The following is an 11,178-nucleotide window of genomic DNA, read 5'->3' as shown; positions in this document are numbered from 1 at the left end:
TGACACCGCTGGTCCGGCTCCAGTTCGTGGCCGACGGTCCGGCGGTCACCGGGGAGTGGACCGACGGTGCGACAGCCAGCCGAACCTGGCGGGACTGGGTCGGGCTCTACGGCAGCGACAAGAAGGTCGTCATCCGACTGACCGACGACACTGACAAGAGCGAGCGCCTGCTCAAAGCGTGGGAGCGGGGGCGCCTCGTTGAGACGGGCCCGACTCCAGGCCGTCCTAGGCGATGACCTTGGCCGTGACGAGGCCAGAGAGGAGGCTGGTGCGGTGCCAGTCGACCACCCACGACCTGCCGTTCAGGCTGACGCACAGGACCACCTCCTTGATGTGGTGCAGAACCGTCAGATAGTCCATAGGCACCGTCCGCCGCCGGGCGACACCGAACGGGGGCGTGCCGTCCGCCGGCCGGATGCGGAGCACCCATCGACCGACGAGCCAGCGAACACGCCAGGGCCCCACCGCGCAGTGCAGCGGGGCCCATACGCTGAAGCCGCCTCGTTTCAGACAGTCCGGCGATACCGGATGCAGCGGAGCGCCGCGAAGGCGACGATCGCCGGGATGGGCGCCGGGACCTGCGGCTCCAGATAGAGGAGGGCGGCGAGCGTGCCCGCGATGAGCCAGTCGTAGAGGCGGGGGCGTCTGTACTGGACCGGGAGGGGCTTCCACGTCTGTGCTTCCATAGGCATGTCTCTCTCTTCTGCGCGCAGCGGTTGGAGTGCGGACGTTTCGGGGATCGCCCTGGCCGGGGCGGTCCCCGTCCGCTTGCGCAGTAGACGTTAGGCGGTGCAGGTCGGCCTTGATTCCGTCATGGTTTGCCGTCAGCCATGTCCCTAGGGCTGAATCTTCAGCCTGATCGATCTGCGGGGATGAACGATGGAAAAGTCGCAGGTCAGAGGGTCTATAGCCTTCCCTGTAGAGATTGTGTGATCACCCAAAGGCCCTGGCGGGACCACCTGTAGCGAATCTGACGCGAAATCGTCTCTAGAATCGAACACATGACCGACGTGCCGTCTCGTCTTGAGTTGCTGTACTTCGCGCGTCGCGTGATCGTGCAGCAGGCGCAGGCGAGTCTTGCCCAGCTGGATCGATGGATCGCGGTCGAGGAGGACCGGGAGACCACACGGCGGAGGGCAGAGGATCGGCGTCCGCCTCCGCCCGAGTGGCTTCTGGAGCGGGGTATAGGTGCCGGGAGCCCGCCCGCGCTGGTTCACCAGGGCGGTTGCACCATGGCGAAAGGCGTCCGGATCCAGCCGATCAGCGAAGGCCAGGCGCGGAGGGCGCTGTACGAGCATGTCGAGGCCTGCCCGTTCTGCAATCCGGACACGGCACTCCATGTCATCCCGGAGTAGGCCGACGGGCGGGCGGCCGTTCGTGGGCGGAGGCTGATCACGTGCAGTTCCCCGTGGAGGTCGCGCTGGCCGAGCTGGCTCCCGTGCTGCCCGCCAGCCGGGATGGTGGTACAAGATCAAGCTCGACGGTTCTCCAGACACTCTGTTGTGTCTCATCTGAGTGACTCCTGAGCCGTCCCGTACCCCACGTAGGGCGCCTCCGTTGGCTCATGACGTACACGCGAACGTGCACAACCGCGTACGCCGAGGCTCGGAGGATCTGTGCAGTTGTACTTCGCCAACCCCCGGGCGATGTGGCGGGTTGGGGACGTGGCCGGGGTTGATCTCGCCCTGCTTGAGGAGTCGCTCGAACGGCATCGGCTGCCTGCCGGTACGCCGGTGCTGTTGGACGATGTGATGCGGCGCCGCGACGCCGACCGTCGAGCCCGCGTCATCGTCGCGCCCCCACGGCCCTCGTCGCGGGCATGTAACCGGCGGTGGTCCGGTTGGCCAGGGCCTGGGTACCTCGGCTCATGAGACATGACGCACGGCTGGAGATTGCTCAGGATCCACACCCGACCATCTGCAAAACCTGAGGCGTCATGGCGACCAACAGTCCATCAAGGGCAACAGCGGAGCCGAGTCCAGCCAGTATCGATTTCCAGATATTGGAGCCGGACCTGCGGGTGAGCCAGCCCACCAATACTGCGGCAAGAACTGCCATGAGAGCCAGGAAGATCAAGTAAGCCAGCACCCACAGGATCCCCTGAAGGGTCGGGCCAGTGGTCGAGCCCTGCCTCGGCTCGGTCGTCGTCTTGTCCCTCACCACGACGTCGGACTGAGCCCCCTGTCCCTCCTGGCATGCCGTCGAAGAGGCTGGGTCGGAGGGGCGGATCTCCGCCCGGCTAACTACGGACGCGGACGGTTCATATGCAGAAGCGGAGGACGCGAAGCCGAAGATCAGGCCAGTACAAACGGCGACACAAATGATCTTGGCGAGAAGCTTTGTGATCACGCGGCTGCCTTGGATTCGGGAGCCGCTGCGACCCTCGCTCTGCGAGGGCCCACGCGGCTCGGTCCGACGACGCCGCACGCCTTCAGCTCATGAGGGCAGGCAGAGTCGCCTTACCGACCTGCGAAGGCCTCCACGACGAGAAGGTCGGTGAGATGGATTCCCGCCGTGGCAGAGACGGCAGAAGCCACGCATGTGCGCTCAGGCTATCCGAGGGCGAGACGTATCGGAATGGGCTGCTCCGCTTCTGTTTCGCGGTGTCTCATGAGACACCGATCTGTCTGGAGAAGGACGGCCACAGGACGGTCATGTGGCGCACAGCCGACAGCGTGCGTCTTCTGGCGCGTTCCGAGCGCGATGTGACGGCCACGTGGATGGACATCGCGCTGCCAGGGATGGAGTTGCCGCCCGGTGTGGTCCTGGACGGTGAGGCCGTGGTCGTCGTGGGCGAGCGGATCACCTTCGAGGCGGCGCAGTCCCGGGCGGCGTCGGCGCCCGCGCGGGCCGGCGCACCCGGCTCTGTACATCGTCTGGGACGCCCTCGCCCTGCCGACAGGGGATGTTCGCGGGCGGCCGTACGTCGAGCGGCGCGCGATGATGCTCGATGTGCTTGCCGGGCTGTCGTCGCCGTCGCCGATTCAGGCGGTGTCGGCGACGGACGATCTGTCGGTGGCGCAGGCCTGGTACGCCTCGCTTCAGAACACGGGCGTTGAGGGCGTAGTGGCGAAGTCCCTATTGGATCAGGGCGTGGAAGCTGACCTGAGAGGGTGCGTTGGTGATTTGGTGTGTCTTCTACGTGCAGAAATCTGATGCTCGGCAGGACATGGGCATTGAACCATCGGTTAGATCCGACCTCGCGTGAACACGTCTTCCTCCGCCCAGACACGTTCCATATGGGTTGCCCCATGGCCGAGTCGCCATCGATCAAAGAAAACTGTGGTCAGGTTAGGGGCGGGAGGAATCCTCTGCCGGGTCCGTGCCAAGACCAGGACGGGGTCGAAGCGCAATCGGACGTCCACTACCCGAAGACCAGGCGTGCTGACGACAGCCTTAACGAGACGCGTGGCTGGACTGCTAAGCAAGACAAGCTCACTCAGGGGTGTCCCTGTCAGAACAGCGCGCGCCGCAATCTCACCGCCGAAGCTGTGAGCAAACAGGGTCTGCAATCCATTCGGCGCCTCGTCAGATGCCCATTTACAGAAGTCGTCCGCCGCTAGCTGGCGGGCTTTGTTTCTGTAGGCTCCGCTCCAGCTGAACCTACCGCCGCGGCTGTAGAGATTGGGGCGATGAGGCAGGATGAACGCATGAAAGTCACCACCCGGACGCCACCAATCGCCCATCCAAGCGAAGGTGCCATGGATCATGGTTGAGACCGCCTGCCCCCCTGGCTGCGCAGAAATCCCACGGGGCGGCGCAGGAACCCCGCCCGTGTCGTCAACTGGCGCAACCGCCGCCATGGCCAGTGAGCGGGTTACGGCGTCCGGTGACCGCAGAGCCAGGTCCAGACGCCACAGGACGAGAAGCCTGATGAGGAAGACCGCAAGGTCCTGAGGAAGCCTCTCCGACATCGCCCGATCGTAGATCTCTGTCCACTGATCAGGATTCCATTGAACCCCCTGAGGGTCATCCTCGCCTGGTTCGAAATCGATCGGTCCTGGGCGTGACCACGCGAAGGGTTCCCACGGAAAGCCCCGAAACGGCCCCCACATGTGGACCAAGTGATGCCAAAATTCCCATAGATCCGGATGCTGCGATGAGAGTCGGTCGAATCCAAGATTCGCACGCCACAGCGCGGCAGCAGCAGCTGCAGACTCTCGTTCGAGATTACTCCCGAGGACGGCCACCAGGAATGCATTGGCGGATTGCGGCTGCGGCTCCTCGTTCAGCATCTGCCATAGCCGGACACGGTTGCGACCCTCTCCTCTATATTCTTGCTCGCGCAAGTCCGGGAACTGTTCCAAAGGATCAGCAGCTTGCCAGGTGCTTTGTCCGGTACTTAGTCTTTCAGAGAAGCCAATCTCTCGGAGCTCGGGTGCGACCTCACCCACTCTCTCGCGATCTCCGCCGAACATCATCGAGAGTGCAGCTACTCGACAGACATTTACTCCCTCGAACTCCACCTGCGATACGGCTGTTTGAGGGGAACCGGATACCTCAAACGGCTCGCCGTCGTCAGCGCCAGCCGAGGGTTCCGTCATCCTTGACTCCCGATTCGTATCATCTAGGTAGGTGCCACCGTATTCGCGACTGGGGCGAGGCTCTGCGAAATCGGACCATGTCGCCCTGTAACTCACCCATTGGTCGCACAACCCTCAGAACTAAATGTGGCTTCGGAGGGCAGAAGGGCGGATCGGACTGGACAGACCCCGCCGCCACAGGGCCCTTCAGCCATCCGAACCGCGGGCCATCGTCCCCCGCAGGAGAGGAGCACGTGAGCCCTGCCGTGCAGCAGCGAAGAGCCACATGCCGACCATTCAGTCTCACACGCAGAACTTGACAGGGAACGCGAAGCTCGGGACGTCGCCGTACCGGTCAGGGCGCGCCTCGTCGTGGAAGAAGGTCAGGCACGCGGAGACGACCGACGCTGCTGTGGTCGGCTACACGGGGCCGGCGATCCGCCCGAGGGCGCTCGTCGTACGGCTGCCGGACGGGCGAGTCCGGCTGACCCGGGCCATCGGTGCACAGTTGGCTGCCCAGGTCGCGGCGCAGCTGACCCTTTCTGAGCCGGGGCGCACGGCGTCTCTGGGACGGGTGAGGTGTACACGGCCGTGGTCGTCGACCTGATGGTGGAGGTGCTGGCCGAGACGACCCGGCACGCCGTTGTCGCGGTGACGCGGTTGCGGTGAGCTATCCACAGGCATTTGCGGTTATCCACAGGCCGTCACGCGCTTCGCCATCGCACCGTACGTTGCTGCTCCAGGATGATCACGAGCACGGGGGTGCGCATGACGTACGAGGTGGATTTGGCGGTTCGGGCCGAGGAGGTACTGAACGAGTTGCCCGAGCACGGCCGCCAGGAGGTCATGGAGGTGATCGCTGCGGTTCTGGTCCGGCCCCGGGCGTGGCCTCCGCTCGGTGGCTGGGATGGGGCTGTGGTGTTCGGGCCGCGGTCATGGGTGGCGTTCACCTCGTACCTCGGCGGGATCGAGGTGTACGACATGGGTTGGGCAGGTTGAAGCCCCGCCGCGCCAAGGCGCGGGACCCCCGTACCAGATAGCCCCCGTCCCTGACCGCCTTGGCCGTCTCAGTCCGCTGGTGAGAGGCCCCTCTGCGTCATCCTGCGGGCGAGTTCTTCGTCCACGCTCGGATAACCCCTCTCCTTCGCATCGGCGATCCGCTGTTCGGTCTGCTTCCGTGCCCTCGGCACCCCGTACGACGCAGAGGGGTAGCCGTACAGCCGATACCGGGTCTCGAACCACTCTCGGCGTTTCGGATCAGCGATTTCTGCGGCCACCGTGTCCAGGTCGTCGAGCAGGCCCAAAACCTCTTCGTGGACCGACAGGTACATCTCTCGGAGGCTCATGATGCCGTCGCCGTGCCCACTTCGCCCTTGAGGGGTGCCGTTGCCGGACCAGCGGATCGTCAGGTCCATCCCGATGAACCAGGCCGGAGGAGTCTTGTCCGTCTTTCTCCGGTTACAGTCGTGACAGACCGGCACGAGGTTTGTCAGTTCATCCGCTCCTCCGTCGGCGAATGGGATCACGTGGTCCATGGTCTGTGAGCGGTCACCGCAGTACATGCACTCGCCATTGTTGGCCGTAAGCACTGCGAGCCATTCCCAGATCATGAACCGCCGACGGCGCCTCACCCTGAAGTCGTGGGGACCGCCACGTCCACGTCCGTGCATCCGGCGACCCAGGAGGCCACGAGGTCCTGGCCGTACTTCTCGTCGAGGTCCTGTCGCTCCCACTCGGCACGGCACTCCGCCTCACCCGGTACAGCTTCCACCGGGGACGTGCCGCCGCGAGCGAGCGCCGTGTCCCTCAGCAACTCCCCGGCTGTAGTGCCGGCGTTGCGGACATCAATCCACTCGTCGACCCGCTGTTGCGCCTCGGCCTTGATGCGGTCGCTACGCTCCTGCGCCGACTCCTCCGAGCCACAGCCCGCAATTCCCCCAGCAAGAGCCGCAACCAGTACGAGGGCTGCAACCCATCTCCCCTGTCTCCCCATGATCGCGGACAGTACAAGGGCGCCGTCGTTATCCACAAGGCGCCATCTGTCCACAGAAAAAAGGGAGTTGGGAGCGTCGAGGAGGTTGCTTGTATATCGTCGCGACTACGTGTTGACCGGCCTTCCAGTGGTCCCACGTCGCAACTCGCGACGGCGGCCATAGGGAGGCTGGATGGCACAGCACCGAAAGAGCCGCGCGAGGTCGAAGTCTCGACCTAAGCACAAGCACCGCGCGAACTCTGCGGCGCAGAAGAGTGGATGGCCCGACCTGGTGAAGGTCGGGGCCATCCTGGTCCAGCTGGGAATCGTGGTCTACGACCACCGCTCCTAGCCTGGTTCCCGGCGTCGGTCGCCTTGACCCTGGAAAAGTAAGGGTGACCGGCGCCCCTCTCGCATCAGCCGACTGGTCACGCCCGCAGAGCTCCACGAACCCTCAGGCTCAGCCACCGACACCCCAGAGCGTCGGTGCCCCCGATCCGCTCGTGAAGACTGCGGGACGCGACCAGCTAGCTTTCCATCACACCCTAGAGCAACTGAGGATGCGTCGACGTACCTTTCCGGCTCTTAAAACTTGACGTCGTTCAGCAATGTGTGTAATTCATGGCTTCCTGGCCCTGACCAGGTCGGACGCTAGTCCCGTAACCCCTACAGCCTGCCGGTAGGCGACGAAGAGCAGCTTTTCGAGGTGCTCCAGCTCGACGGCCCTCCGCTCGTCAACGGACTTGTCGAGGTCCGTGATGCGCGGTCAGACCGACGTCAGATCCGGCCGTGGGCCAAACCCCCGCCGACAGCGCGGATGGGAGATGGGCCACTCGGCAGCTTCTTCGACGGTCCGCACCGTGCGGTTGGCCTTGTCGGTGTCCTGATGGGTGGTCCAGCCGCAGTCGAGGCCGTCGAAGACCTCGACCATCGTGACGCCCGCCTGGCGGCTCCGGTTGAGGGTGCCGGCGTTGTAGGCGACGGCCGACTTGGCGAGGGTGGCGGCCTCGGCCCAGGAGCGGACCGGAACGCGAGCGCCGTTGCGGTAGACAACGTGGGTCAGCTTGTGCTCAGTGGCGAGTTTGTCCGCCAGATTTTTCGCGGCCTGCTTCGCCGTTATATTGCCCGCCGCGAGCAGGGGCACCTCTCGGCGGGCCGCCTCTCGCGCCGCCCGATAGAACTGGTTCGCCATTCGCTCGGCTTCCTGGGAACGGCGCAGGAAATCGGCGTAGGAGTCGGCCGCGAGCGACTGTAGAGCGTCGCGGTGGAACGTGGTCCAGGTGAAGGTCACGTCGAGGGCCTCGGCTGCGGATTGAGCCCCTGCGGCGTACAGGTGAGGTAACTGCCGCTGGACAAACTGCCGGGCCTCTTGGTCTACGCGCTGCCGGAAGGCGCGGATCGCTTGCTTGAACTCCTCCAACGTCGCCACGGTGTGCGGCGTCCTCAGGTTGTCGGCGAACTGGGCGAGGACGGCGCGCTGTTTGGCGGCGAGTCGCTGCCAAGCGTCCTCGAGTACGCCAGCCACGCGGCGTGCGATCTCGTCCGGGTCTCCGGGTACCAGCGGTGGCCACTCGTACGGCATGCCGGTCTACCGGCCCCGTCGAGCAGGCAGCAGCGGCGCGGTCACGAGGTCAGTGCTTTCCTCTCCCTCAGCCAGTTCGTCAGGCGCGACCAGGTCCACGAGCGCGGTGATCTGGCGTTCGAGCCCTGCGAGGTTGTTGCTCTGGTCGATGGTGACCACGCCGTCCACGGTCATGCGGAGCGGGTCGGCGAGCAGCTTCGCGCGCCGTTCGGCCAGGACCTCGGTTGCGACAGCGCGAGCGGAGGTCAGCCGCGCATAGCGTGCGTCCAGGTCGGCGGTGTCCGTGGTAGGGCCAAGCTGAGCCAGCAGCCAGGCTCGTACTGCGATGTCCATCGGGTGCTCCTGTCGTACGAGGCGAGGCTCGACACCGTGACGGCGCCGAGCCTCACTCGTGATGTGCCGCCACCTACGCACCTGCACCGGCAGCCTTCGCGGTGCGTCGCCTCGGAGCCTTGACGGGCTCCGGCTCCGGCTCCGGCTCCGGCTCCGGCTCCGGCTCCGGCTCCGGCTCCGGCTCCGGGGCAGGATCCGCCACGGTGAGCGTGTGTCCCGCCTCACTGTCCGGGCCGGTCGGATTCGGGGTGTCCTCCTCAGGAGAAGGAGCCTCCCCTGACCACGCGGCCGGGTTCGGGATGAACAGGACGAGCCGCTCGGGAACTTCCTCCCCCGCTTCCAGCCGGATCGGGCCTTGCTCGGGATCTCGTACGAACACCGTGCGCGCCAACTTCGCCATGACCAGCTCCCTTTAGAAGACCGTCGCGGCGATGTGGATGTCCGGCACGTACAGCACGGGCATCGCAGCAGCAGCGGAGATCGTGGACAGCTGGACTGGGGTGCGCGTCTGCACGTGGGTGGTGATCACGATGCCGGGGGCTTCCTCGGCAGTGATGACTCCCTTGCCGCGGAGCTCGATCGCCTCAGCGGTCAGACCGTACTGCGTCTCGCCCCACTGTTCGCGGCGGGGCGGGATCATCGCCCACAGCGACTCCGGGGTCGTGCGCACAAGGTTGTCGCTGCTGTCGTACGCCTGCACGTCGTAGGTTGTCACGGGCGGCAGGTTGTACTTGGCGCGGACCCGGTTGACCTCCTCCGGTGCGAGCATTCCGCTCGGGATCTGCTCGGTGGAAGGCGAGTTGTGGAAGGCCGCCCGGTACTCCGCCGTGGACCCGAGCAGCGACAGCGCCTTCTCCGAGCTGATGACCCGCTCGGGGCGCGGCGCTCCGATGCTCTTCAGGTAATGGATCCACGCCAGCTCGTCGGTGATCGGGGTGGCCGCATCCGATTGGGACCACGGCACCGCCACCATCGGCCGGTTGGCGGCCGGCACCTTCCAGTCCACGTCGAGGGCGACTCCGGGCAGGGACACCACACCGGTGGACAGCATCTGTCCGGCGGCGATCTCCATGGCGGCCTTCGTGGCCTCCACGTGCTGTTCGAGGTCGTCGTAGAGCAGGTCGAGGAACTCGCTGGTGTCCTGGCCGCGGTCGACGGCGGACAGGATGATCTGGAGTTCGGAGAAGGGCAGTTCCTGGCCGACCCAGGGCAGCATGCCTTCGTTGATGACCTGCTCGGCACGCCGCCTGGCGAGCGTCGGCGCGGCTTCCCACGCTCGGAACTTCGCCGCGTTGACGCGCCGCTTGCTACTCTTCGTACGGAACTTGACGTTGTCGATGTTGCGTTCGGCGAACACCTCGCGTGTGAGGAGGTAGTCCTCCGGCGTCGTGATCGCTCGGATGAACGCCTGGATGTCTTCGGGGACGATCGCCTCAAGAAGCTTCTCAAGTGCCATGGGGTCTGCCTCCTTACCGGTAGTGGATGAACGCGGTCGTGTTCGCGGCGGCCGGAGGCGCGAAAGCGACGGGCAGCTTCGACGGCTGCACCTCGCCACGCCACAGCAGTGCGCCTGCGGTCTTCGCGGAACCGGGGGTGAACGCGGTCTCGGCAACGAGGAATCCGGCGAGGATCTGGGTGCCGTCGCTCGCAGCGGAGTTGTACGGGGCGTACAGGCCAGACGCGGTGATCTTCCCAAGCGGGATCCCGGACTTGATGATGTGGCGGGGCTGGTTCTGGGTGCCCGCCGTGTAGTGAGTGCCTGCCGTCAGCTTGCTGGTGTCGACAGTGATCGTCTGGGCTTCGTGGACGCCGTCCAGCGAAGCGAGCCACGTCCGGTCGTCGGTGACCGTCGTGACAGTGGTGAGGACCTGGTAGTCGCTCACGATGTCTCCCTCGTGGGTGCGGATCGGATTCCTCCCGCACCCGGCGCGAGCTGCAAGGGGCGGTGTCCACGAAATGACGACGGCCGAGCTGCGCCAGGGCGTGGTCCCTGATCAGCCCGACCGGCTTCCGGAAGGGCGTCCACGGTTTGAGGGGCGTGGTCCCCCGGCCATGTCTCGTGGACGTGGTCAGTCGCTGATGAGCCCTCGCCGCCGGGCCATTTCGAGCCCCGCCGCTCCGCGCCGGGGTGGAATGCCTCCGCGCTTCGGCGGGCCGCCGGCGGGAGATCCGCCCGGAGCGGGCGGCACGGTCTCCCGGGCCTGGCCGAACAACTCGGGGCGCCGCTCCTTGAGTTGCTCAGCGGCAGCGGCGACAGCCGCCTCGTCGGCGTCGGGCTGATCGTGCAGGGCACGGTCGATCAAGAGGACCGCGTCATCAAGGTCGTCCCCCGTCGCGCCGAGTCCGCCGAGGGCAGCACGCCGGATGGCGGCGCGCTCCTTGGCCAAGGCCTGCGCCTCGCGCGTCTCGGCTGACCTCAGCTTCTCCTCAGCGGCCTGCTCACGGCGTTCGATCTCGGTCAGCTCAGCCTGCTCGGCGTCGCGCTTCGTCGTGATGAACTCGGTCAGCGCCTCGGAGCTGTCGAACCCGAGGTCGCCGAGCAGCTTCTTCACAGCCGCCCGGCCGCCCTGGGTCTTCTCGCGAGCCAGCAGCCGCGAGAGATCCTCCTGCGTGACGCCGCCGTTCGGGGCACCGTCCTCGTCACCGGGCTTGTTGGAGTCAGCCTCGGGCGAGGCCCCGAGAACGGGATAGATCGGCCGCCCATCACGGCGGTGCCCGACCGGTTCGAGCGGGTTGGGGAGCGAAGGGCGCATCATGCGTAAACCATC

Annotated in this window: 14 protein-coding genes; 4 read left to right on the top strand and 10 right to left on the bottom strand. The window is 65.9% G+C overall.

What is annotated here, in order from left to right; all coding sequences use genetic code 11:
- Window positions 1-225: 225 nt before the first annotated feature.
- Together OHS82_RS28665 and OHS82_RS28660 are read right to left on the bottom strand one after the other, a co-directional pair.
- Window positions 226-360 carry a hypothetical protein gene (locus OHS82_RS28665; RefSeq protein ID WP_328434823.1) on the bottom strand — a complete coding sequence of 45 codons (135 nt, stop codon included), beginning with the start codon at window positions 358-360 and terminating at the stop codon, window positions 226-228.
- 146 nt (window positions 361-506) lie between these two features.
- Window positions 507-692 (bottom strand): hypothetical protein, encoded by a 186-nt coding sequence (locus OHS82_RS28660; RefSeq protein ID WP_328434822.1) that lies wholly within the window; start codon window positions 690-692, stop codon window positions 507-509.
- 309 nt (window positions 693-1,001) lie between these two features.
- Here OHS82_RS28660 and OHS82_RS28655 point away from each other — a divergent pair, with 309 nt between their 5' ends.
- Window positions 1,002-1,355 carry a DUF6233 domain-containing protein gene (locus tag OHS82_RS28655; RefSeq protein WP_328434821.1) on the top strand — a complete coding sequence of 118 codons (354 nt, stop codon included), beginning with the start codon at window positions 1,002-1,004 and terminating at the stop codon, window positions 1,353-1,355.
- A gap of 1,585 nt (window positions 1,356-2,940) precedes the next feature.
- On the top strand, window positions 2,941-3,156 hold the full coding sequence (locus tag OHS82_RS28650; RefSeq protein WP_328434820.1) for a hypothetical protein: 216 nt from the start codon (window positions 2,941-2,943) through the stop codon (window positions 3,154-3,156).
- Between the two features lie 32 nt (window positions 3,157-3,188).
- Here OHS82_RS28650 and OHS82_RS28645 read toward each other — a convergent pair whose 3' ends face one another.
- Window positions 3,189-4,544, bottom strand: coding sequence for a hypothetical protein (locus OHS82_RS28645; RefSeq protein WP_328434819.1), 1,356 nt, complete (start codon window positions 4,542-4,544; stop codon window positions 3,189-3,191).
- Window positions 4,545-5,291: 747 nt separating this feature from the next.
- On the opposite strand from OHS82_RS28645, the gene OHS82_RS28640 reads away from it, so the two are divergent.
- Window positions 5,292-5,522 carry a hypothetical protein gene (locus OHS82_RS28640; RefSeq protein WP_328434818.1) on the top strand — a complete coding sequence of 77 codons (231 nt, stop codon included), beginning with the start codon at window positions 5,292-5,294 and terminating at the stop codon, window positions 5,520-5,522.
- Window positions 5,523-5,590: 68 nt separating this feature from the next.
- Here OHS82_RS28640 and OHS82_RS28635 read toward each other — a convergent pair whose 3' ends face one another.
- Together OHS82_RS28635 and OHS82_RS28630 are read right to left on the bottom strand one after the other, a co-directional pair.
- Window positions 5,591-6,085, bottom strand: coding sequence for an HNH endonuclease (locus OHS82_RS28635; protein WP_328434817.1), 495 nt, complete (start codon window positions 6,083-6,085; stop codon window positions 5,591-5,593).
- A 65-nt stretch (window positions 6,086-6,150) separates the two neighbouring features.
- Window positions 6,151-6,570 carry a hypothetical protein gene (locus tag OHS82_RS28630; RefSeq protein WP_328434816.1) on the bottom strand — a complete coding sequence of 140 codons (420 nt, stop codon included), beginning with the start codon at window positions 6,568-6,570 and terminating at the stop codon, window positions 6,151-6,153.
- Between the two features lie 118 nt (window positions 6,571-6,688).
- Here OHS82_RS28630 and OHS82_RS28625 point away from each other — a divergent pair, with 118 nt between their 5' ends.
- A complete protein-coding gene (locus OHS82_RS28625; RefSeq protein ID WP_328434815.1) occupies window positions 6,689-6,847 on the top strand; it encodes a hypothetical protein in 159 nt (52 codons plus the stop codon).
- Between the two features lie 414 nt (window positions 6,848-7,261).
- Here OHS82_RS28625 and OHS82_RS28620 read toward each other — a convergent pair whose 3' ends face one another.
- The 5 genes from OHS82_RS28620 to OHS82_RS28600 all read right to left on the bottom strand — a co-directional run bounded on the left by OHS82_RS28620 (window position 7,262) and on the right by OHS82_RS28600 (window position 11,166).
- The gene (locus tag OHS82_RS28620) at window positions 7,262-8,077 is read right to left on the bottom strand and encodes a hypothetical protein (protein WP_328434814.1); all 816 of its coding nucleotides are present in this window, start codon (window positions 8,075-8,077) and stop codon (window positions 7,262-7,264) included.
- Window positions 8,078-8,083: 6 nt separating this feature from the next.
- The gene (locus OHS82_RS28615) at window positions 8,084-8,410 is read right to left on the bottom strand and encodes a hypothetical protein (protein ID WP_328434813.1); all 327 of its coding nucleotides are present in this window, start codon (window positions 8,408-8,410) and stop codon (window positions 8,084-8,086) included.
- Between the two features lie 412 nt (window positions 8,411-8,822).
- A complete protein-coding gene (locus tag OHS82_RS28610) occupies window positions 8,823-9,866 on the bottom strand; it encodes a major capsid protein (protein ID WP_328434812.1) in 1,044 nt (347 codons plus the stop codon).
- Window positions 9,867-9,879: 13 nt separating this feature from the next.
- Window positions 9,880-10,293: a head decoration protein gene (locus tag OHS82_RS28605; protein ID WP_328434811.1), complete on the bottom strand. Its 414-nt coding sequence runs from the start codon at window positions 10,291-10,293 to the stop codon at window positions 9,880-9,882.
- A gap of 186 nt (window positions 10,294-10,479) precedes the next feature.
- Complete coding sequence (locus OHS82_RS28600; RefSeq protein ID WP_328434810.1) at window positions 10,480-11,166, bottom strand: hypothetical protein; 687 nt, start codon at window positions 11,164-11,166, stop codon at window positions 10,480-10,482.
- Between the last annotated feature and the right edge of the window lie 12 nt (window positions 11,167-11,178).

Source organism: Streptomyces sp. NBC_00425 (assembly GCF_036030735.1).
Taxonomy (GTDB): Bacteria; Actinomycetota; Actinomycetes; order Streptomycetales; family Streptomycetaceae; genus Streptomyces.
This window is presented reverse-complemented; position numbering and strand designations above follow the sequence as displayed.

What these genes read in the sequence shown, in the direction of transcription:
- OHS82_RS28600 (WP_328434810.1), bottom strand. Translation starts at nt 11,166, where the DNA reads ATGATGCGCCCTTCGCTCCCCAACCCGCTCGAACCGGTCGGGCACCGC.
- OHS82_RS28665 (WP_328434823.1), bottom strand. Translation starts at nt 360, where the DNA reads ATGGACTATCTGACGGTTCTGCACCACATCAAGGAGGTGGTCCTGTGC.
- OHS82_RS28620 (WP_328434814.1), bottom strand. Translation starts at nt 8,077, where the DNA reads ATGCCGTACGAGTGGCCACCGCTGGTACCCGGAGACCCGGACGAGATC.
- OHS82_RS28615 (WP_328434813.1), bottom strand. Translation starts at nt 8,410, where the DNA reads ATGGACATCGCAGTACGAGCCTGGCTGCTGGCTCAGCTTGGCCCTACC.
- OHS82_RS28635 (WP_328434817.1), bottom strand. Translation starts at nt 6,085, where the DNA reads ATGTACTGCGGTGACCGCTCACAGACCATGGACCACGTGATCCCATTC.
- OHS82_RS28640 (WP_328434818.1), top strand. Translation starts at nt 5,292, where the DNA reads ATGACGTACGAGGTGGATTTGGCGGTTCGGGCCGAGGAGGTACTGAAC.
- OHS82_RS28655 (WP_328434821.1), top strand. Translation starts at nt 1,002, where the DNA reads ATGACCGACGTGCCGTCTCGTCTTGAGTTGCTGTACTTCGCGCGTCGC.
- OHS82_RS28625 (WP_328434815.1), top strand. Translation starts at nt 6,689, where the DNA reads ATGGCACAGCACCGAAAGAGCCGCGCGAGGTCGAAGTCTCGACCTAAG.
- OHS82_RS28610 (WP_328434812.1), bottom strand. Translation starts at nt 9,866, where the DNA reads ATGGCACTTGAGAAGCTTCTTGAGGCGATCGTCCCCGAAGACATCCAG.
- OHS82_RS28660 (WP_328434822.1), bottom strand. Translation starts at nt 692, where the DNA reads ATGCCTATGGAAGCACAGACGTGGAAGCCCCTCCCGGTCCAGTACAGA.
- OHS82_RS28650 (WP_328434820.1), top strand. Translation starts at nt 2,941, where the DNA reads ATGATGCTCGATGTGCTTGCCGGGCTGTCGTCGCCGTCGCCGATTCAG.
- OHS82_RS28645 (WP_328434819.1), bottom strand. Translation starts at nt 4,544, where the DNA reads ATGACGGAACCCTCGGCTGGCGCTGACGACGGCGAGCCGTTTGAGGTA.